Origin of the sequence: Photobacterium sp. MCCC 1A19761 (assembly GCF_037389125.1) — a bacterium.
Lineage (GTDB): Bacteria > Pseudomonadota > Gammaproteobacteria > Enterobacterales > Vibrionaceae > Photobacterium.
In genome coordinates this window covers 1-21090 of the sequence record NZ_JAZGTF010000013.1, presented here as the reverse complement: position 1 = coordinate 21090, position 21090 = coordinate 1, and the positions used below count along the sequence as shown (strand labels likewise).

Genomic DNA, 21090 nt, shown 5'->3' with positions numbered 1-21090 from the left:
AACCAATGTGACAATGTAACCCATTGTAAGCAGAATCATTCCCTCCAGGCAGCCTATGCTTAAATCAGAAACGCTGAAGAAACAGCGCTCACCATTTCGGAATGGCCATATTCTTCCCTGGCTTACCGTCCAGACAAAGGGAGCTTAATCATGTTTGGATTTATCAGCAGAAACATCATCACCGGACTTATTACCCTGCTTCCTGTGGTTTTAACCCTGTATCTGCTGTACTGGCTGGCAATGTCCGCCGAAGCTCTGCTGGGCAGCCTGATCCAGGCGATTTTGCCGCACGACTGGTACTGGCCGGGAATGGGGCTGATCACCGGGCTGCTGGTGATTTTTCTGACCGGCCTGATGATGAATGCCTATCTGGTCCAGCGCCTGTTTGCCAAAGGTGAGCAAGTGTTATATCACATGCCGATTGTTCGTTCGGTGTACCCGGCCATCCGCGACTTTTTCGATTATTTCTCCCCCACCACCCGCAAAGAGTTCAAGCAAGTGGTCGCCGTGACTCTGGGCGACACCGGCATGCAGGTGATCGGCTTTGTCACCCAGCCGATCCCGGAACGCCTGCCCGCTTCTTTCCGCGATGATAAAAGCGTCCTGGTCTATCTGCCGCTCAGCTACATGATTGGCGGCTACGCCGTTCTCATTCCCCGCAACGCCATTCGCCCCCTCGACATGACGGTTGAAGAAGCCATGCGGTTTACCCTGACCGCCGGCATGACCGGTACAGGACCGGATCATTCATCGCACCGCAATCATTAGACCCATAATTAAAAATATCACACCGCCGTCACGCAGCAAAAAACTCACATTTTTATACCCTTAAAAATCAATAATTTAACATGAAATCTTTTGATTTCCCAAAATCAACCGGTTGAAAAGCATCAGATAATCGTTAGTATATTAAACAAATTAATTAGAGCACTAAACAATGTGGCGACCAATGATTACCATGGCACCATGGGTGATGACCTCTAATCCATCAACGTCGAGTCAGGAAAACTATCGCTTTCGCAAACCCAACAAGGAGGACGGTTTACGGATTCATGAACTCATCGAATCATGCCCGCCTCTGGATACCAATTCCGCTTATTGCAACTTTTTGCAAACCACGCATTTTCGCGACACCTGCGTGGTGGTCGAGCGCGACAATCACATCGTCGCCTTTACCTCGGCTTATATCCGCCCGGACACACCGGATACGCTGTTCATCTGGCAAGTAGCCGTCAGCGCATCCGAACGCGGCCAAGGCTTGGGCCTGCAAATGCTCAACGAAATCCTGGGACGGGAATCGACCCGTGACATCCGGTTTCTGGAAACCACCATTACCGATGACAACAAAGGTTCCTGGGCCCTGTTCGACAAACTGAACTCGCAGTCGAACCAGCGTGGTGAAGTGACGACGTTTTTAGATAAACACCGGCACTTTTCCAGCGCGCATGACAGTGAATACCTGTATCGCATCCAATTAAGAAAATGAGACCTGAATAGGAATTCAAATGAATATCTTCAAAGACCAAGAGTCAAACGTACAATGTTACGCCCGAAACTTCCCCGTTGTCTTTCACAAGGCAAAAGGAAGCTGGCTGTATACCGCGGACGGTGAAGCATATCTCGACTTTCTCGCCGGTGCGGGTGCGCTCAATTACGGCCATAACAACTCAGTCCTGAAAAAAGCCCTGATGGATTACATTGATGCCGACGGCCTGACCCACGGCCTCGATATGTACTCCGAAGCCAAAGGTGAGTTTCTCACCCGATTGAACCAGACGATCCTCAAACCCCGAGGCCTGGACTACAAAGTGCAGTTCACCGGCCCGACCGGCACCAATGCCGTTGAAGCCGCGCTGAAACTGGCGCGCAAAGTGACCGGCCGCCACTCCATTGTCGCCTTTACCAACGGCTTCCACGGCGTATCGTACGGCGCACTGGCCGCCACAGGTAACCAGCACCACCGTGGCGGTGCCGGGATGCCGCTGCAAGGCGTCACCCGCCTGCCGTATGACGGCTACGCCGGTATCGATGGCCTGGCGCTGTTCGAAACCATGCTCAACGACAACTCCAGCGGCATGGATAAACCCGCCGCCGTGATCCTGGAAGTGGTTCAGGGCGAAGGGGGACTGAACGTCGCCTCGACCCCTTGGCTACAAAAGCTGGACACTCTCTGTAAGCAGCATGACATTTTGCTGATTGTCGATGACATCCAGGCAGGTTGCGGTCGCACCGGCCACTTCTTCAGCTTCGAGCCTGCCGGCATCCAACCGGATATGGTTACTCTGTCGAAATCGATCGGTGGTTACGGCCTGCCCATGGCGATCGTGCTGTTCAAGCCCGAGCTGGATCAGTGGCTGCCGGGCGAGCATAACGGCACATTCCGTGGCAACAACCACGCCTTTGTCACCGCCGCCAAGGCGATTGAAACCTACTGGCAGGATGACCAGTTCCAGCAACATATCCAGGCCCGCGCCGAGCAGCTGACCGCAGCCCTTGAACCCTTGCTGGCACGCTACCCGGCTCACTTCGATCAGATCAAAGGTCGCGGCCTGATGCAGGGCATCGCCTGCCACGACGGTCAGTTTGCCCATTTGGTTGCCCGGGCCTGTTTTGAAGCCGGCATGATCATCGAAACAGCCGGTCCGGAAGACGAAGTGCTCAAGTTTTTCTGTCCGCTGACCATTACGGAAGAAGAGATGGCTCAGGGGATCGCCATCTTCACCGACGCGGTTGAGAAAACCATTTCATCACGACTGAAAAAAGCATCATAAAGAAAAGGGATCACAATGATTGTCAGAACATTAGAAGAATGTCGCCAAAGTGAACGTCGCGTGGTGGCGGAGAACTGGGAAAGTACCCGGATGTTGCTCAAGGATGACAACATGGGTTTTTCGTTCCATATCACCACCATTTACAAAAATACCGACACCCACATTCACTACAAGAACCATCTGGAGTCGGTCTACTGCGTGTCGGGCCGCGGGGAAATTGAAACCCTGGCCGATGGTAAAGTCTATCCGATTGAGCCGGGCACCCTGTACATTCTGGATCAGAACGATGAGCACCAGCTGCGTGCCTATAAAGACGAAGATATGGTCATGGCGTGTGTCTTCAACCCGCCGCTGACCGGCCAGGAAGTGCATGACAAAAACGGCGTTTATCCGCTGAGCGAATAAATTCTCATCAATCTGGCTTTGGCAACGGCCAAAGCCACTAAGGAGCTTATAATGCATACCGTCGAAAAGATCGGTGGTACATCCATGTCTGCGTTCGACGCAGTGCTTGATAATATTATGTTTTACCCGCAATCCCCTTACCAGCGCATCTTCGTGGTGTCGGCGTACGGCGGGATCACCGATGCCCTGCTGGAGTGTAAGCGATCCGGCGAGCCAGGCATCTACCAGCACATTGCCGAACGCAATGCGATCTGGAAAGAAAAACTCGACAATCTGAAACAGCGGATGCTGCTGATCAACGACAATATTTTTGCCGATCCCCTGTGCCGCAAGCGGGCCGATAAGTTCGTCACCGATCGGTTGAGCCAGGCCCGGGACTGTATCGACAATATTCTGGAGACCTGCCAGTTCAAGCAGTTTTCCCTGTCGGCCTACCTGCCGCAAATCCGGGAGTTCCTGTCTTCGATCGGGGAAGCGCACAGCGCATTTAATACTGTCCTGAAATTGAAAAAACACGGCGTCAACGCCCGGTTTGTCGACTTGTCGGGTTGGGACGACAAACCCGCAGGCTCACTCGATGACGTGATCACTCAGGCGATGAGTGACATTGACCTGTCCAAAGAGCTGCCGATTGTCACCGGCTATGTCTACTGCGATGAAGGGCTGATGAAGACCTATGATCGCGGCTACAGCGAGATGACCTTCAGCCGCCTGGCGGTGCTGACCCAGGCCAAACAAGCGGTGATCCATAAAGAGTATCACCTCAGTACTGCTGACCCACGGATTGTCGGTCCGGATGTGGTGATGCCGATGGGGATCTCCAACTACGATGTTGCCGATCAACTCGCCAACCTGGGGATGGAAGCGATTCACCCCAATGCCGCCTCCGGCCTGCGCCGGGCGGAAATCCAACTGGTGGTAAAAAACACCTTCGAGCCGGAACACAAAGGCACCTGGATCACTCCGGATCACCAACCGGAGACTCAAAAAGTTGAAATCATTGCCGGTCGAGACAAGGTGTTTGCATTGAATGTTTTCGATCAATCCATGGTCGGGAAAGCGGATAACATCGGTTATGACCTGATGCAGATCATCCGCAACGAGCGGGTCCAGCTTATCGGCAAAGAGATGAACGCCAACTCGATCACCTATTATCTGGCCGGCTCTTCGACTTCCCACAACCGGGTGCTGACCCAGACCGAGCAAATGCTGCCGGACGCCCAAATCACCGGCAATATGGTCGCGTTGATCTCGGCCATCGGTGCCTGTATCGACACCAACGAAGTGCTGCGCAGCGGCATGAGCGGGCTGATGGCACAAAACATCACCCCGAAAGCAGCGCACTCATCGCTGCGAAATGTCGATGTCCAGTTTGTGGTGGCCGATGAAGATTATGCGGTGACCATCCGGACCCTGCACGAAACCCTAATCGCCAATCAGTCGGGCCGAAAACAAAAGAAATCACTGGCCGCATAGCCCAGCAACAGAAACCGGTTCGCCCGGCCAGCAACAAATGCCCTCGCGCCCGGTTTACCCGGGCGCTTTTTTTCCATGTACTCTCGGAACCAGGTAAACAGGCAACACGCGCGCCCCAGCAGCCTTCTGAGATTCGGACTCATCTCACGAATACCCAACCAAACAGCTCATAATTTTTCACATTCCCGTGAATTGACTCACAGGAGAATCATCCGAAACCGATTACAATTGTCATACCAATAACCGTAAACAGAACACTTCCCCTTATGCGACAAAAAATTATTCTGGATACCGATCCGGGCATTGATGATGCGATGGCGATCCTGTTTGCCGAGGCCCACCCGGCCATTGACCTGATCGGCATCACCACCGTCTACGGCAATGCCACTATCGACAACGGCACGCGCAATGCCCTGTATCTGAAAGAGCAATTTCAGCTCAACGCCGACGTTGCCAAAGGCACCGACAAACCCTTGGTTCGTCCACCCGTCGGCGCAACGGTTGTGGTCCACGGCGAAACCGGATTTGGCGATTGCCATGCCAGCGAGCCACAGCACGCCACGGCCGATCCCCGTCCGGCCTATCAGTACATCATTGACAGCCTGAAGGCCAACCCGGGTGAAATCACCCTCGTCGCCGTCGGTCCGCTGACCAATCTGGCGCTGGCACTAGAAGCCGCCCCTGAAATTACCCAACTGGTAAAAGAAGTGGTGATTATGGGCGGCGCATTTGGCGAAAACGGCCACCGCGGCAATGTCACCCCGTATGCCGAAGCCAATATCCATGACGACCCGCATGCAGCGGACAAAGTGCTGACTGCCGACTGGCCCGTGGTGGTGATTGGTTTGGATGTCACCGAAGAAAGCATGTTCTCCTCGGCGTACTTAGATGCGCTGAAAACCGAAGCCGGTCAAGTCGGCGAATTCATCTGGGATGTCAGCCGCTACTACCTGCGGTTTTATGCCCAGAAACTGGGGATGGATGGCTGTCATGTTCACGATCCATCCGCCATTGCCTATGTCATCGACCCGACACTGTTTACCCTGCGCGAAGGGCCGGTCCGGGTCGTCACCGACGGTCCCGCCGAAGGCATGACGCTGCAAAAATATGATGGCCGCCGCTACATGACAGACGACTGGCAGGACCACCACAGCCAGCGCGTCGGCGTTCAGGTCAACAGCGAAGCGCTGCTGGCCCTGTATCGCGAGACTATTATCAACTATGGTCAGGGTAAAACTGGCTGACAGCCGTTCTTATTCCCCGTTTCCCCCTCTCAGGGAGCCACAGTTCGGCTCCCTGTTTTGCTTTTCCGAGCTGAAAATCAACACTTTCCGTCCCGCCTGTGACAAGCAAACGACACAAGCATTTTAACAACTAAGCTGTTATAAAAGGCTGCGGCACATGAAAGAGTGGTTCATAACAGGAAGAGGAACACAATGGCGGAACAATTACGGTTAGATATCATTTCGGATGTGGTGTGTCCCTGGTGCATCATTGGCTTTAAACGCCTGGAGCAAGCCATTGCCGAGTTGGGTGCTCAGGATAAAGTGACCATCACCTGGCAACCTTTCCAGCTCAACCCGGACATCCCGCCGGAAGGCGAAAACTTGCGCGAACATCTGGCGAAGAAATACGGCACCAGCGTGGCCGACAGTGTGCATGCCCGGGACCAGCTAACCCAGCTGGGTGCCGAGCTCGGCTTTGCTTTCGATTATTTTGACGAGATGAAAACCGTCAATACCCGTGATGCCCATATCCTGCTCGACTATGCCAAGGCCTTTGACAAACAGACCGAGCTGGCCATGCGCCTGTTCACCGCTTTCTTCGGCGAACGCAAAGACATTTCCGACCGCACCGTGCTGGCCAAAGAACTCGAAGCCGTCGGCCTGGATCCGCAGCCTGCCATGGCGCAGCTTGATGATCAGGCAACCATCGCCGACATCGAAGCGACACTGCACGACTGGCCGCGCTACGGCGTGACGGCAGTGCCGACCGTGGTGTTCAACCAGACCGACGCCCTGACCGGCGCCCAGCCGGTGGAAATGTATAAGCAGCTGCTGCAAGAGTTTCTGTCAGCAGATTAAAAGGCGCTTCTGACCCGGCACGGGTTCGCACACACAATTACCTCACAGCCACCTTGCTGCGGTCGCTTGCTCAAGCTGACCGCAGCGGTGTTCCACACAGGCTGTCTGTCCCGTTCATAATCTGAGGATGAATGGCTTGGCTTTGAACGATTTAGCTAGGAATAACCACGTTTGCTTCGCGCCCAAAGCCGATCCAACCGATCTAATATCGCAAACTCATGGATCACGATAGCCGCCATGATCAGCCCGCCGCCCAGCATCTGGGGACCGCTCACCAATTGACCCAAAAAGACAAAGCCGATGATCAGGGCAAAGATGGGCTCGGTCAGCTCAATCAACTGCACCGACTGGCTTTCGATCAACGTCAGGGACTTGGTGGTACACCAGAATCCGCCAATGGTGGGTAAGATCGCCAGCATCAATAAAGCAAACAAGCTATCGCTTGACGGCACCGACCAGCCGGACAGTGCCAGCGGGATCGACAGATAAATCACCCCGAACAGCAATAGTGCTGCCACCGGGATCAGCCCGCCCCCCAGACCGAGTTTCTTGGTCAGCACCAGGAAGCAGGCATAACCCAACCCGGCCACCACAGCCAACAGCAAGCCCGAACTTTCCTGTCCCGAGAGCTGCTGGGTTTCGACGAAGACCAGATACAAACCGCCCAGCGAAAGCAGCATCGCCACCAGCTCATGCTTGTTGATCCAACGACGGGCAAGCGCTGCATTCAACAGGAAAGTGGCAATAGTCGAGGCGCCAAACAGGCAAAACACCACCACCGCCACATTGATGTGCTGGTAAGCTGCCGTTTCGAAATAATAGAGCACGAAAAAACCAAAGAACGCACAGACTGCGATACGTGGCCAGAACTCCCGGAGATAGCGACCCAGCACGCCCAGTTGCCCGGTCAACACCGCCCAAACGCCCAGCGTCATTAACGCAATGAGGCATTTGTAAAATGCCACCGCTTCGGAGGAGAGGCCCAATTGAAACAAATTCACACTAAACAGCCCCACCGTGCCGTTAAACAAGGCAGCCAGCACTGCCAGTAATCCACCGTAAATTTTCATATCATCCTTTTCTGTTATCCGTTTCCATCCTGTGCCCCCGCCGTTTCACTGATTTGATTCAAACCGTTGAATCAGAACGTTAAATCGGACGGAGGCAGATCCGTTCGCTTATCACCTTCAGCCGGAAGTCACCGCGTCGCCTTCACACGGACGCGCTTTACGGAACCGAACCATCCATCCAGCCGGGGCCGTGATCAACAGGGTTCCGGCCAGGAAGATGGCGGAAGCCGCAATCTGGATCCCCGACAGTGCCTCGTCATAAATCAGCCACCCGCTGAGCAGACCAAACACCGGCACCAGCAAACTGAGCGGTGCGACCGTGCTCATCGGGTACTTGAGCATCATCCGGTTCCACAGCCAGTATCCGAACAAAGTGGTCGGATACGCCTGAAACAACACAGCAATGGAAGTCTTCATATCCCACGCCTGATATGCCTGAGACAGCACTTCGGTGCCATTCAGCCCGATGCTCAGTCCCACCAGTGGCAAGGGCGCAAACAGCATGCCCCAGACATTAAATGCAAACACCCGCGTCACCTTGGCTTGTTTTACAATCATGTTCGCGGCCAGCCAGGAGCACGTGGCAATCAGGATCAGTACTAGGCCTGACAGGGTCACATTCCCCTCGGTGCCGGTCACGGCCACCACCAGCCCGGCCAGCGCCAGCATGCTGCCGAACGCCTTAGCCCTGCCGACGGTTTCGCGGTAAACCAACACCCCGATGACGATGCTGAGCAGCACCTTCGACTGCAGCAGCACCGACGCCATGCCCGATGACACCCCGGCGCTAATTGACCACGAAGCCATGCCCCATACCCCAACCCCGAATGCCAGCCCGTAACCCACCAGATACTTCCAGGGCACGTCCGGCTTCGGGATAAAGAAAATGATCGGGAACACCGCCAGCCCAAACCGCGCCGCAACCATCAGCAAGGGATCCACGTCAGTCACACCCATTTTGATCATCGAGAAGTTAAACCCCCAGATCATCATCACCAGTGCAATCCATCCCAAATCTCGCCGAGTCATATTTATTTGTCTCCTTAACCTTTTGATGCAGTGTGGCTTGAGCATCAAATCCAGTACAGATACAATTTTTAACAAAGGAACCAATACAGTTAAGGATCAGACGTGTCTCGATATAAACAGCTCGCGGACAAATGCATCGCCGATATTCAGGCCGGACGGCTCAAACCGGGCACCCGGATGCCGTCTCTGCGGCAATTTGCCCGACAACAGCAGATCAGCGTCTCCACCGCCGTCAGCTGCTATCAGGAATTGACGGCCCTGGGCTGGCTCTGTGCCCGCCCGCAGTCCGGGTTCTATATCACCGCCGTGGACGCGTCGCACCCGCTCCCGGAGTGGCGCTCCTTTGCCAGCCGGATCTCCACCCCGGCCCGCACGCAGACCACCGTCGAGCGGGGGCCGTTAGGGGTTTCTCATTCGCCGCTCAGTGAGCAGGATGTGCAGGATTTGGATGTCTGTTTTCGCCGCGCCCTGAAACGCATCGGCAACCGCCTGTCTCGCTACCCGGACTATCAGGGCGAAGTCCCACTGCGCCAAAGCCTGGCCACACACCTAACCGGCCAGGGTTTCCCGGTGCTAGCCGACGAGCTGGTGATCACCCACGGTTGTTTGTCGGCGGTCAAAACCGCGCTCGAAACCTGTACCCGGCCGGGCGATGCCGTGGCGATCAATTCGCCGTGTTTTAACGGATTACTGGAGCTGTTGGCGCAAATGTCGCTGAATATCGTCGAAATCCCGACGCTGGAAGACGGGCTGGATCTGGTCCAGCTCGAACACCACCTGCAAGCCGGCACCATTCAGGCCGGACTGTTCAGCACCTCGTTCATGAACCCGCAGGGCATCACCCTGTCGGTGGCTCAGAAGCAGCAACTGGCTGAGCTGGCCCGGCGTTATCAGACGCCGATCATTGAAGATGATGTCTACCTGGAGCTCTCTCATCAGGGGGATTTTGTGCTGCCGGCCAAGTATTACGATGCAGACGGCTATCTGTTGTGGTGCGGCTCGGTGTCGAAAACCCTCTCCCCCAGCTATCGCTTGGGCTGGTGCTTGCCGGGACGGTTCAAAGATGCCTATCTGGCGAAGTTCGCGGCCGGGTCTTACGGCGTGGCGACACAGATCCAGCTGGCGATTGCCGACTTCATCGACACCGGCCATTACACCCGGTTTCTGAGGAAAAAGCGCATGCAGTTACTGGGACAAAAGCAGGCTTATCTCGACTATTTGCGTCAGCACCTCCCGGCGCAAACCCGGATCAGTGTGCCGCAAGGCGGGTTGGTGTTGTGGCTGCAAATTCCCGGACTGGATGCCGAGGGGCTGGCGCAGGCAATTGAGAAAGCGCAAGTCGATATCCGTCTTGGCCCGTTGTTTACCTCGCTCGGCCACTATCAGGACTGCCTGCGGATCAATATCGGTTATCCGCTGGATGAAACAGTCAAACCAGAACTGGATAAGTTAATCGCTTTGCTGAACCGGTATACGGAAACAGGCCATCACTGATGGCCTGCGCTAGCTCGCCGGACACAAGATAGTGTCCGGCCAATCTACGACTCAGGCAATCGTCCGGACCCGGCCCATGGCCAGTACCAGTGCCACCATCAGCTGAACCCCGAAGCAGAGTCCGAAGATCGCTTCAATGCCCAGCCCGGAGACCAGATACCCGGAAGATGCCAGCCCAACCGGCATCAACAGCTTGAACAGCGAGCCGGTGATCCCGGTGACGCGCCCCAGATGCTGGGCATCAAACGCTTCCTGGCGGTAGCTCCAGATGCAGATATTGCTGTACAGGCCCACCGCAGAGACCCAGAAGAAGGCCAGCACCAGCGCCCACTGGCCGTCGAAGAGGACCGGCATCACGAAGCCGACCGATTCCAGCGCAATCGTGAGAATCAGCAACTGGCCGAGGCCCATATGTCGGCGCACTTTATCGGCCGTAAAAGAGCCCAGCAAACCACCAATCCCGGATGCAGCCACCAGCCAGCTGACTTCCAGCGCCGTCATCGCCAGCGATGCCTTGGCATAATAAATCGCCTGGATCCAGAACACCGACCCGGTGGTATTGATCACCATCACCGCCAACGTGATGTACCACATATTCCGGTTGGCGTAGAGAATGTGCCAGCCTTCTTTCAGCGCCTGGAAAACCGGCGCGTGCGTTTGTTGTGCTGCCGGTTGCAGCTCGAGTCGGCTTAATTGCCAGTAGGCCAGCAGCAGAAGCAGCGCAACGCCCAAAAAGACATTGTGGATCGCCGAAAGCAACAGCAAAGCACCCGAAAGTACCGGCCCCACAGTTTCCATGAAGCTGTAGAGTGAACTCATCCGGGCCGTGGCAGTATTCTGCTGATCTTGCGGCAGCGCGCTTTTCATCATGGTCATGCGCGCATTGTGATAGCCGTAGTTGAACGCCATCATCAAAAAGGCGCAAGGAAACAGCACCACCAATGGGTCCGCCAACCACTGAACCGCACTGTATGAGCACAGCACCACCAGCATCTGCCCCAGCAACATGGCCTGCGACCAGTGCTTCTTGTCGAACCGATCGACCCACACGCCGATAAACAATGCCAGCAACAAATTCGGCAAGAATTCTACCGCCCGCATCCAGCCCATCATTTCCGACGACTGGGTCAGTTCGTACACTAACAACGGCAACGCCAGGTCATAAATCTTCGAGCCGAAAGCCACAAAAAATGCGCTGGAGAATAAAATCAGAAAGTGCTCACTGCGCCAGATCGATCGGTGTGGTTGCGCTAACGTATTCATCTGTAATTCCTTTTATCTCATCTCAGATACCGCTATTATCGAAATTAAAAGATGAATAAAAATAGAAAAATTTAATAAGGATTTCACCTTTATGCGCTATTGGATGGCCTTGGTGTTCTTACGCGATCACCTCAAACTCCACACGCCGAAACATCTATCGCTGGATGCGTTCACCGCCGCCCTCGCCTGCACCAAACGCAACGCCCAGTTGGTGATCAAACGGCTGTGTCAGGAGGCCATCATCGACTGGCAACCCGGAATTGGCCGGGGCAATTTACCGGTGATCACCCTACTGACGCCAGTCGCGGAAACACTGGTGCAACAGGCCCGGTTGCTGCTGGCAGAAGACAAGGTCGAGCAGGCGCTGTCCCTCATCGAAGCAACGCAGCGTGATACGTTTATCGCCAATTATGTCGCCCGGTACCAGACCGCCAACGCTCAAGAGGATATCCTTAAGATCCCGTTTTATCGCGGCACCCACGACTTAGACCCCATCTCGATCAATCGCCGTACCGAGCAACATATTGCTGGCTATCTGTATGCCAAACTGTTGCAGTTTGATCCGGCAACCGGGCGCTTTCGGGGCGATCTGGCCCAGCACTGGCAGCGCGACGGCAATACACTCAGCGTCACCCTGCGCAAGGGACTCAAGTTTCATGACGCCAGCCCGATCACCGCCGGGGATATCCGGGCCCACTTTGAACGATTGCTCCACTCCGGCCACCAGAACGCCGCCCTGTACCGGTTTATCGACCGGGTCGAGGTGTTGGATCCTTACCGCATCGCCTTTACCAGCCAGGCGCTCGCAGCCCAGCTTGAAAAGTTGCTCGCCAATGGCCCGATGGGGATCGCCAAACTCACCGATGAACCCGGCAACGGTACTCTGGTCGGCTCCGGCTCTTTTCTCCTGGCCGAGCAGACACCGTGGCGCACCCTGCTCAAAGCCTCGCCTTACTATCACGGCTACCGGCCCTGGGTCGACGGGGTCGCCATCTGGAACGTTGGCGATCAGGCGACGGATTTTGAACTCAACAGCGATGTGGTGCACAGTACCCACCTCAAACACCGAAGTACCGAACGGTTTGATGCCAAAACCCAGTGGGAGCGGGGCGCCGAGTATCTGCTGCTCAACCCCAACCGCCCGCACCGCTGGCTGAAAAAACCGGCCCACCGCAAAGCGCTGATGACCGCGCTCAAAGCGCTGGGTGTTTCAGACGCGCTTCGCGATGACGGGATTGGACAAGCCACCGGCATGCTCTCCGTTCCGGGCCCAGCCCCCGAAGCAGATCCAGCTGCCGCTGCGCACGCCCTGCACTCAGTGCCCAAACCGGAGCAGCCGCTCCAGCTGCTCACCTATCAGTTGGATCATCATCTTGAGCTGGCCCAACATCTGGCTTCAGAACTGACCCAGCTCGGCATCGCCTGCGAATACCAGGTTGTCGAGTTCCCGGTCTTTAATCAGCGGGCAACCCTGAAAACGGCCGACATCATCCTCTCCGGCGAAGTGTTCGGCGACGATTGGGAAATGAGCTGGCTGGACTGGTTTTGCGCCAACCTGCCGCTGGAAATCTGTCTGAATGAAGCACAGCGCCAATGGTTGAAAGACAGCATCCTCTCCCTGATGCAACGCAGCAACATAGACAACCGTCTGAAAGGCTTTGAGAAGCTGGAAAAACAGCTCATCGCCAAGCACCTGTATCTCCCGGTATTTCATGCCCGGCAGAACCTGAACTTTTCTGAAACCGTCAGCGCCACCGACCTGCTGGCCAATGGCTGGATCGATTTTAATACCGTGATGATCACGCCACAGCCATCGACATAACCCATGCGGCCCGAATAGAAAAATCCGATGAGCGCCATTGATAAAAACATCAGTGGCTCAGACAAGCTGCGTCTATAGTCATTACTGAGTTATGGAAGTGACACTTTTCTTGTGGAATTTGTGAACTGGCAGCAAATAGGAGTGTTCTATGAGTAACGGCAAATGCCCTGTCATGCATGGTAGTAACACGAATTTAGGCGGCGCAGGCACCAAGAATACCGATTGGTGGCCGAACCAACTGAACCTGAGAATCCTTCACCAAAACGATACCAAAACCAATCCGCTCGGGGCGGACTTTAATTACCGGGAAGCGTTCAAGAAACTCGACCTGCCTGCGGTCAAAAAAGATATTGAAGATGTACTGACCACCTCCCAGGACTGGTGGCCGGCAGACTACGGTCATTACGGGCCATTGATGATCCGCATGGCCTGGCACGCTGCCGGGACCTACCGGACCGGGGATGGCCGGGGCGGTGCCGCGACCGGGAACCAGCGCTTTGCGCCTTTAAACAGCTGGCCGGATAACGGCAACCTCGACAAAGCCCGCCGTTTGCTGTGGCCAATCAAACAGAAATACGGCAACAACCTGTCCTGGGCCGATTTGTTTATCCTGACCGGGAACGTCGCCCTGGAATCCATGGGCTTTAAAACCTTTGGCTTTGGCGGCGGCCGGGCCGATATCTGGGAGCCGGAAGAAGATATTTACTGGGGCGCAGAAGACGAATGGCTGGGCAACAAACGTTACTCCGGTGAGCGCGACCTGGAAAATCCGCTGGCTGCGGTACAGATGGGTCTGATCTACGTCAACCCGGAAGGGCCGGACGGCAATCCGGACCCGGTCGCCTCCGGGAAAGATGTCCGAGAAACCTTTGCCCGCATGGCGATGGACGATTATGAAACCGTTGCCCTGACGGCCGGGGGCCACACCTTCGGGAAATGTCACGGGGCCGGGGATCCGGATCTGGTTGGCCCTGAGCCGGAAGCTGCACCGATTGAACAAATGGGGCTGGGATGGAAGAGCGCCCACGGCAGCGGTCATGGTCGCGATGCCATCACCAGTGGCCTGGAAGGGGCCTGGACCCCGAACCCAACCACCTGGGACCACGGCTACTTCAACATGCTGCTCGGCAACGAGTGGGAGCTAACCAAAAGTCCGGCCGGGGCCCATCAATGGAAGCCGAAAATCATCACCGAGAGCAATCAGGCGCCCGATCCGGAAGATGCATCCAAACGGGTCAACATCATGATGACCACCGCCGATATGTCGATGCGCGAAGATCCGGACTACCGCAAGATTTCCGAGCATTTCCGCGACAATCCGGATGAGTTTGCCGATGCGTTCGCCCGCGCCTGGTTCAAACTGACCCACAGGGATATGGGACCAAAATCCCGTTACCTCGGTCCGGAAGTCCCGGCTGAAGATCTGATCTGGCAGGATCCGGTTCCGGCCGTCGATCACGAGCTGATAAACGCCAGCGATATCGCCGAATTGAAGAAAGTGATCCTGGAATCCGGCCTGAGTATCTCTGAGCTGGTCTACACCGCCTGGTCGTCTGCCGCCACCTTCCGTGGCTCCGATTGCCGGGGCGGCGCCAACGGGGCCCGCATCCGTCTGGCACCGCAACTCAACTGGGACGTGAACCAACCGACCCAGCTGCGCAAAGTCCTGAGCACCTATGACGGCATTCAGAAAGACTTCAATTCGGCGCAATCAGGCAACAAAGCCGTGTCGCTGGCCGATTTAATCGTCCTCGGCGGCTGTGCGGCCATCGAGAAAGCAGCCAAAGACGGCGGCGTTCAGGTCGATGTGCCGTTCTCGCCCGGCCGGACCGATGCCACCGACGAGCAAACCGATGTCGAATCATTTGCAGTGCTCGAACCGCTGGCGGATGGCTTCCGCAATTACATGCAAAAAGCCTTCACCGTCACCGCAGAAGAGATGCTGCTGGATAAGGCCCAGTTGCTGACCCTGACTGCACCGGAAATGACAGTGCTGATCGGCGGGATGCGGGTGCTGAATGCCAATTACGATCAGTCACCGCATGGTGTCTTCACAAACAAGCCAGGCGTGCTGAGCAATGACTTTTTTGTCAATCTGCTCGATATGAATATCAACTGGGTGGCGACATCCAAAGAAGAGGCACTATTCGAAGGGCGCAACGCCAAATCCGGTTCAGTTCAATGGACGGCGACCCGGGTGGATCTGGTGTTTGGCTCCAACTCGCAGCTGCGAGCCATTTCTGAAGTCTACGGCGGTGACGATGCCAAAGCGAAGTTCGTTCACGACTTCGTCAGTGCCTGGACCAAGGTGATGAATGCCGATCGGTTTGACCTGTTGTAACCAGAATGCATGTTAGTGTCAGTGCATGTTGCTAACTGAGCTTTTGGCTGACAGGGCTTTTTGCTAACTAAGCTTTTGCTAACCAAACCGGGCGTCCGGATCAGACGCCCGTTTTTTCAGCCTGACGGTTCAGCCTTCTCCTTGCCCAAGCCCCTCGCCAGCGCTCCTCACCAACCATGCAAACCGACCATACTAACCAACCATGCTAACCAACAATTCTAGCCAAATACCCTAGCCGGGCAGGATCGCCGCCGCCTGCTGGCCTTGTTGCCGGAACTGCTGCGGCGTCATCCCGAACCGGGTTTTAAACGCCTTAATGTAAGAAGAGTCATTCTGATAGCCCACCTGATGGGCAATCGCCTGCACCGGCAGCGAGGAATCCAGCAACGACAGCGAATACACCAGTCGCAGGTGCTGACGCCACAAGGCAAACGTGGTGTTGAACTCTTTCAGGAACAGCCGCGACAAGGTTCGCTCCGACGCACCGACCACTTCCCCCCATTTCGCAAGCGACCAGTTCAGGTCCGGCTCCGCCGTCAACCGCTCAAACATCAGCTTCACCCGCCGATCTTCAGGCAGCAGCAACTGGAAAGAGCAGGACGTATCGGTGTGAATTTGATCATGCAGCACATCCAGCAACCGCAGTGTTGGTTTGTACTTACTTTCATCATACTTCACTTGTGCCGGTTCGGTCGTGCTCCGCTCTGGTCTCTCATCTGACATCTCGTCCGGTATCTCGTCCGGCACAACCTGACACGTTTGTCGCAACTCCAGCACGAGGGCTTTGAAGAACGGAGTCATCTCCACGGCTCTTAACTGCGAAGCATACCGACGCCCATAGGCCGGATTCAGATACAGCCCGATAAACTTCGTCTCGGTGATCGCCACCGACTCATGCGGCACGCCCGCCGGAACGAACAGCGCGGAAGTATGGGGCACCAGAAACTGGCGCTGATTGGCCTGAGTCTGAACAATCCCGCGCACCGGAAAGATCAGCTGGTGCCAGTCATGGCTGTGCATTTCATCCACCCAGCCTCTCGGCATGGCGATGGTCTTTACCCACACCGGCACATTCGGGTAACGCGCCATGAATTCGTTGGCCGGCAAGTGTTGACTGTTTGGCATCATTTATCGTCCATATGGCCTTATTCGGTCATTCGGCGTCCATCGTACCATAGTGCGCATCGGCAACCCTGCCACCATGCATCACAATCCGGGAGAAAACCATGCATATCCACTTTCTGATCCATGAATCCTTTGAGGGGCCGGGCTATTTTGCCACCTGGGCCACCCGCCATGGCTATACCCTCAGCGCTACCCGGCTGTATCTGGGTGAGGCGTTACCTGCTGATGACGCACCATTCGATCTGCTGGTGATCCTCGGCGGTCCGCAAAACCCAAGCACATCGGTTGCGGAATGCCCGCACTTTGACAGCCTGGCAGAGCAGGCAGTGATCCGTCAGGCAATCAACCGGCAGACAGCCGTGGTTGGCGTATGTCTGGGGGCGCAGCTCATTGGCGAAGCGCTCGGCGCACGCTATGCCGTCAGTCCCGAGCCTGAAGTGGGTTACTTTCCCATCCAGGTTACCAAAGCCGGTCAGGCCGATCTCAAGCTGGCAGCATGGGCACATGAAGAAATCGTCGGCCACTGGCACAACGACATGCCCGGCCTGACCCCGCACAGCACTGTGCTGGCCAGCAGTGCCGGATGCCCGCGGCAGATCGTCCGCTATGCCGATCTGGTGTACGGTTTTCAGTGCCACCTTGAATTTCAGCGCGCCGACCTGCCGCCGCTGATTGAACATGACGCTGCGACGTTTGCTACGTCAAAACCCTATATCCAGGCGCCCGATGCCATTCTGGCCCATGCGCCTGAGCGAATGAACCTGTTACTGGGCGACTTTCTTGACCAGCTGGTGCAGGCTTATCAAGGCATCCATACCAGTGTCATGGCGTAACCGCTTGGACATTCAGTAGTTCCATCTGTGAATGGACTAACAAATTCGTCAGTTCAACAGCCGAGCAGTCAGCTCACCATCAAAAACGGCTGATACGGAAACATCCGGTATCAGCCGTTTTGCCGCGGTATGACTCGCTGGATTACACCGTCAGACGGACGCTACGCCTTGTCCGGAGCGCTGAGAATATAGCGTCAGTAAGACGACACCCAGTGCTCGGCAAATGCAAATACGATAAGAAACAAAAAGAAGGCTCAAAACGTATACCGGGTTAGATTTTATATTCTCGCGCGGCGCAAACACTTTTCAATTTGCCCTGGATCACGTATATCTAGGCACTTTGTTGAATAAACGAATTGCTTTTGTGAACCATGAACTGGAGACCATATGAAATATTATTGGCTAGCAGGGCTCACCGCCATGGTCAGCGCTCAGGCGACGGCCGCACTCGGGCCACCCGGGCTCAGTGGCGAAGTCTCGCTACTGCTTGGATATGCCCAGCAAGAAACCAATTTTGATACCGATAATGCCGTGAAAGAAGCACCGCTCAACAGCGAAGCTGACACTGAATCCGGCGTCACCCTGTTCCCGCTGGGCCAGTTTCGCTACACCTTCGGGGCCGAAAACAACCAGCAGGTCTACCTCGGGACGTCGCGGGAAGATATTGCCACCGGCTTAATCGCCTTCGAAATTGGCTATCAATTTGAAACCACCAACAACTCGACCATGGCCTTTTCTGTCTTGCCGACCATTGTGAAAGATGAAACCTGGCAGGATCCCTTTCTCGTCAATCAGGCCAGAAAAGAAACCGATGTTTCCGGTAATGCGCTGAGATTCCAGTACAACAATATTCTGGACCAGGGGATTTCGCTCGATCTGGCCGTCTATAACCGGGATATTGACAGCGAACAATCCGGCACCAGTATTCCCGGGCTGACCCCGAACGATATCAACCGACTTCAGCGTGACGGCGACGGCATTTATTCCCGGATCGCCTGGGCGATGAGCACTGGGGGCACTTCAACCCTCCAACCTGAGCTGACCATTAATCGCTTTTCTGCCGATGGCGATGCGATGTCGATGACCCGCTACGGCGTCGGTTTAACCTATCTGGCCAAGCAAGGACGCCACGGTTACGCGATTTCCGGAGACTATGCGTTGGCCGATTATGATGAAGCTAATCCGGTGTTTGGCAAAACGCAGGAAGACCATGAAATCGGGCTCAACTTCGCCTACGAATACGACCAGTTCATGGACTGGGAAAACTGGGGCCTGAACGCCCTGGCCGGCTACAGTGTGGTCGACTCCAATATCGATTTCTACAATGAAACCCAGCTGTTTTTGGGTGTCGGTCTGAGCTATAAGTTTTAATCCGGCTCTGAACCGCATGCGCTTAAGGTGCCGGTGTTGCCCAACACACGCACCTTGAGCCAATGGCTGGCATCTTGTAACAAATGTGCTACTATCTGCACACACCCATCCATACCTGTAAGGAGATTCTGATGATTGTATTCAAAACCCACCCGGCAACGATTGAGAAGCAGAGCGGACACTCAACGCTGAACTAATACCAATCGCAGTAAATCACTGGTCATCCTAGCTTGTTAAAATGCTCGATAACTGCGTTAGAATTTTTGATTGTAGAATAACTACTTATCGAAAAATTCTGCCTTGTTCTCAAACATTTTTCCTGCGCTATTTCTGATCACTGACTGACTTTGATTGGTATAACAGCAACTTCTTCCCCTCTCTCCTTCCCTCTTGCCCGGTGCTTCTTGACCGGGGTCTATGCCTATTCATTTGACCCTCATACTTTCTGTTGATTGCGCGCAGCGCGCTTTGCAATGCGATTCTGCATGCGTAGGGAAAAGCAATGAATTCAACCATGACACTCAGCCAACTTGGCTGGCAACCTGTGTTTCAACAACAACTGACACTCGACGATCTGGAAACCAGCATCACCGGTCGGATCCTGGCCCATCACCGCAGCGGCTACGTGGTTCAGACCGAGCAAGGTGAGCACCAACTCCCGATCCACCATCGCCTGCCCGCGATGACCGTCGGCGACTGGATCTTGCTCGATCACGACCACCAGTTTGTCCGGCAACTGGAGCGAACCTCGCTGTTCAGCCGCCGGGCGCCCGGCAGCAAAGTGGCCGAGCAGTATATCGCGGCCAACGTCGATACCCTGTTTATCGTCTGCTCGCTCAATGACGACTTTAACCTCAGCCGGATTGAGCGCTACCTGGCCCTGGCCCGCGAATACAACGTCGAGCCCGTGGTGGTGCTGACCAAAGCCGACTTGTGTGACGACGCGGATGACAAACGCGCCGCAGTGCAAGCCATCGACCCGATGCTGATGGTGGAAGCCGTCAATGCGCTGGAGCCAACCAGCGGCGATAGCTTAAGCCTCTGGTGTAAAACCGGCAAAACCGTCGCCTTCATGGGCTCGTCCGGCGTGGGGAAATCCACGCTGGTCAATACCCTGATGGGCGAGTCGATTCAGCAAACCGGCTCGATCCGCGAAGACGACAGCAAGGGACGCCACACCACGACGTCGCGGTCGCTGCATTTCATGCCATCAGGCGCGGTACTGATCGATACCCCCGGAATGCGCGAATTGCAGCTCGCCGACTGCGAAACCGGTGTGAGTGAAACCTTCGCCGACGTCGAAGCGCTCAGCAAAGCGTGCCGATTCAGTGACTGTCAGCACCAAAGCGAGCCGGGCTGCGCCATTCAGGATGCACTGGAAACAGGCACCCTTGACCAGCGCCGACTGAACAACTATTTCAAACTGCTCCGCGAGCAAGCGAGAAATAGCAGTGCTTTGCATGAACAACGCGCCCGATTTAAGCAGATTCACAAATCGAACCGCGTCATCGTGTCGGAGAAACGCCTGATGAAGAAGGGATACTGAACGACAAGCAACACCAATAGGGACGATTCAGCCCTTGGCGAGGTCGCTCGGCCTCGCCGTTAACTCATACGCCCGCCTTCGCTTCGCTGAAGCGGGGGCAGGTGTGTTTTGGGATTGGTGGCGGGTGGTTGCAACAAGGTGATGCCCCATTTTCGTGTTAATGAGTACAAATACCAACCATTTGAAGCCAATTAGTTGCAATAGATAATCTAATGGTAAAGCGGAATTTCTGTGGAATGGTCCGAAATAAGCATAAAAATGATTATAACCAGTCACAACTTCTAAGAGCTTTGATGCTTAGATGTGTCGCCAACATGGAAACCGCCCCGTTACGGGGGTAATCCTCCCATTTTTAACCTCAGTTAAAAGTAGAAGTTAAGCAGCCATCAAAGGTGGTTTCCCTCCGTTGGCCTTGTGTGGTCGCTCATGATTGTAGAACCACAACCATTTTGTTGCATAG

At 55.3% G+C, this 21090-nt stretch carries 17 protein-coding genes; 13 read left to right on the top strand and 4 right to left on the bottom strand.

Annotated elements, in window-relative coordinates; all coding sequences use genetic code 11:
• Positions 1–150 precede the first annotated feature (150 nt).
• From VV869_RS14005 to VV869_RS13975, 7 genes are all read left to right on the top strand, one after another.
• Entirely contained in the window at positions 151–768 is a 618-nt protein-coding gene (locus VV869_RS14005; RefSeq protein ID WP_337735536.1) for a DUF502 domain-containing protein, read from the top strand.
• Positions 769–937: 169 nt separating this feature from the next.
• On the top strand, positions 938–1486 hold the full coding sequence (gene ectA, locus VV869_RS14000; RefSeq protein ID WP_337735535.1) for a diaminobutyrate acetyltransferase: 549 nt from the start codon (positions 938–940) through the stop codon (positions 1484–1486).
• 19 nt (positions 1487–1505) lie between these two features.
• On the top strand, positions 1506–2771 hold the full coding sequence (ectB, locus tag VV869_RS13995) for a diaminobutyrate--2-oxoglutarate transaminase (protein WP_337735534.1): 1266 nt from the start codon (positions 1506–1508) through the stop codon (positions 2769–2771).
• A 15-nt stretch (positions 2772–2786) separates the two neighbouring features.
• The gene (locus VV869_RS13990; protein WP_337735533.1) at positions 2787–3176 is read left to right on the top strand and encodes an ectoine synthase; all 390 of its coding nucleotides are present in this window, start codon (positions 2787–2789) and stop codon (positions 3174–3176) included.
• Positions 3177–3224: 48 nt separating this feature from the next.
• Complete coding sequence (locus VV869_RS13985) at positions 3225–4652, top strand: aspartate kinase (protein WP_337735686.1); 1428 nt, start codon at positions 3225–3227, stop codon at positions 4650–4652.
• Positions 4653–4918: 266 nt separating this feature from the next.
• Complete coding sequence (locus VV869_RS13980; protein WP_337735532.1) at positions 4919–5896, top strand: nucleoside hydrolase; 978 nt, start codon at positions 4919–4921, stop codon at positions 5894–5896.
• A 192-nt stretch (positions 5897–6088) separates the two neighbouring features.
• On the top strand, positions 6089–6736 hold the full coding sequence (locus VV869_RS13975) for a DsbA family oxidoreductase (RefSeq protein WP_337735531.1): 648 nt from the start codon (positions 6089–6091) through the stop codon (positions 6734–6736).
• 155 nt (positions 6737–6891) lie between these two features.
• On the opposite strand, the gene VV869_RS13970 is transcribed toward VV869_RS13975, so the two are convergent.
• Together VV869_RS13970 and VV869_RS13965 are read right to left on the bottom strand one after the other, a co-directional pair.
• Positions 6892–7806, bottom strand: a complete 915-nt coding sequence (locus VV869_RS13970) for a DMT family transporter (protein ID WP_337735530.1) — start codon at positions 7804–7806, stop codon at positions 6892–6894.
• Positions 7807–7923: 117 nt separating this feature from the next.
• Entirely contained in the window at positions 7924–8835 is a 912-nt protein-coding gene (locus tag VV869_RS13965) for an EamA family transporter (protein ID WP_337735529.1), read from the bottom strand.
• Positions 8836–8937: 102 nt separating this feature from the next.
• Here VV869_RS13965 and VV869_RS13960 point away from each other — a divergent pair, with 102 nt between their 5' ends.
• Positions 8938–10329 carry an aminotransferase-like domain-containing protein gene (locus VV869_RS13960; protein ID WP_337735528.1) on the top strand — a complete coding sequence of 464 codons (1392 nt, stop codon included), beginning with the start codon at positions 8938–8940 and terminating at the stop codon, positions 10327–10329.
• Positions 10330–10380: 51 nt separating this feature from the next.
• Here the strand turns inward: VV869_RS13960 and VV869_RS13955 are convergent, their stop codons facing one another.
• Positions 10381–11592 (bottom strand): MFS transporter, encoded by a 1212-nt coding sequence (locus VV869_RS13955; RefSeq protein ID WP_337735527.1) that lies wholly within the window; start codon positions 11590–11592, stop codon positions 10381–10383.
• Positions 11593–11683: 91 nt separating this feature from the next.
• Between VV869_RS13955 and VV869_RS13950 the strand changes: the two genes are divergently transcribed.
• Together VV869_RS13950 and katG are read left to right on the top strand one after the other, a co-directional pair.
• Positions 11684–13414 carry an ABC transporter substrate-binding protein gene (locus VV869_RS13950; protein WP_337735526.1) on the top strand — a complete coding sequence of 577 codons (1731 nt, stop codon included), beginning with the start codon at positions 11684–11686 and terminating at the stop codon, positions 13412–13414.
• Between the two features lie 148 nt (positions 13415–13562).
• A complete protein-coding gene (gene katG / locus VV869_RS13945) occupies positions 13563–15755 on the top strand; it encodes a catalase/peroxidase HPI (protein WP_337735525.1) in 2193 nt (730 codons plus the stop codon).
• 231 nt (positions 15756–15986) lie between these two features.
• On the opposite strand, the gene VV869_RS13940 is transcribed toward katG, so the two are convergent.
• Entirely contained in the window at positions 15987–16883 is an 897-nt protein-coding gene (locus VV869_RS13940) for an AraC family transcriptional regulator (RefSeq protein WP_337735524.1), read from the bottom strand.
• A 98-nt stretch (positions 16884–16981) separates the two neighbouring features.
• Between VV869_RS13940 and VV869_RS13935 the strand changes: the two genes are divergently transcribed.
• The 3 genes from VV869_RS13935 (at position 16982) to rsgA (ending at position 20630) form a co-directional block, all read left to right on the top strand.
• The gene (locus tag VV869_RS13935; RefSeq protein WP_337735523.1) at positions 16982–17713 is read left to right on the top strand and encodes a glutamine amidotransferase-related protein; all 732 of its coding nucleotides are present in this window, start codon (positions 16982–16984) and stop codon (positions 17711–17713) included.
• Positions 17714–18100: 387 nt separating this feature from the next.
• Positions 18101–19084 carry a DUF2860 domain-containing protein gene (locus VV869_RS13930; RefSeq protein WP_337735522.1) on the top strand — a complete coding sequence of 328 codons (984 nt, stop codon included), beginning with the start codon at positions 18101–18103 and terminating at the stop codon, positions 19082–19084.
• A gap of 502 nt (positions 19085–19586) precedes the next feature.
• Positions 19587–20630, top strand: coding sequence for a ribosome small subunit-dependent GTPase A (gene rsgA / locus VV869_RS13925; RefSeq protein WP_337735521.1), 1044 nt, complete (start codon positions 19587–19589; stop codon positions 20628–20630).
• Positions 20631–21090 lie beyond the last annotated feature (460 nt).

Excerpts from the sequence above, each read along its gene's own strand:
- VV869_RS13990 (WP_337735533.1), top strand. The coding sequence starts at position 2,787 with ATGATTGTCAGAACATTAGAAGAATGTCGCCAAAGTGAACGTCGCGTG.
- VV869_RS13930 (WP_337735522.1), top strand. The coding sequence starts at position 18,101 with ATGAAATATTATTGGCTAGCAGGGCTCACCGCCATGGTCAGCGCTCAG.
- VV869_RS13965 (WP_337735529.1), bottom strand. The coding sequence starts at position 8,835 with ATGACTCGGCGAGATTTGGGATGGATTGCACTGGTGATGATGATCTGG.
- VV869_RS13940 (WP_337735524.1), bottom strand. The coding sequence starts at position 16,883 with ATGATGCCAAACAGTCAACACTTGCCGGCCAACGAATTCATGGCGCGT.
- ectB (WP_337735534.1), top strand. The coding sequence starts at position 1,506 with ATGAATATCTTCAAAGACCAAGAGTCAAACGTACAATGTTACGCCCGA.
- katG (WP_337735525.1), top strand. The coding sequence starts at position 13,563 with ATGAGTAACGGCAAATGCCCTGTCATGCATGGTAGTAACACGAATTTA.
- rsgA (WP_337735521.1), top strand. The coding sequence starts at position 19,587 with ATGAATTCAACCATGACACTCAGCCAACTTGGCTGGCAACCTGTGTTT.
- VV869_RS13950 (WP_337735526.1), top strand. The coding sequence starts at position 11,684 with ATGCGCTATTGGATGGCCTTGGTGTTCTTACGCGATCACCTCAAACTC.
- VV869_RS13955 (WP_337735527.1), bottom strand. The coding sequence starts at position 11,592 with ATGAATACGTTAGCGCAACCACACCGATCGATCTGGCGCAGTGAGCAC.
- VV869_RS13935 (WP_337735523.1), top strand. The coding sequence starts at position 16,982 with ATGCATATCCACTTTCTGATCCATGAATCCTTTGAGGGGCCGGGCTAT.
- VV869_RS13970 (WP_337735530.1), bottom strand. The coding sequence starts at position 7,806 with ATGAAAATTTACGGTGGATTACTGGCAGTGCTGGCTGCCTTGTTTAAC.
- VV869_RS13975 (WP_337735531.1), top strand. The coding sequence starts at position 6,089 with ATGGCGGAACAATTACGGTTAGATATCATTTCGGATGTGGTGTGTCCC.
- VV869_RS14005 (WP_337735536.1), top strand. The coding sequence starts at position 151 with ATGTTTGGATTTATCAGCAGAAACATCATCACCGGACTTATTACCCTG.
- VV869_RS13980 (WP_337735532.1), top strand. The coding sequence starts at position 4,919 with ATGCGACAAAAAATTATTCTGGATACCGATCCGGGCATTGATGATGCG.
- ectA (WP_337735535.1), top strand. The coding sequence starts at position 938 with ATGTGGCGACCAATGATTACCATGGCACCATGGGTGATGACCTCTAAT.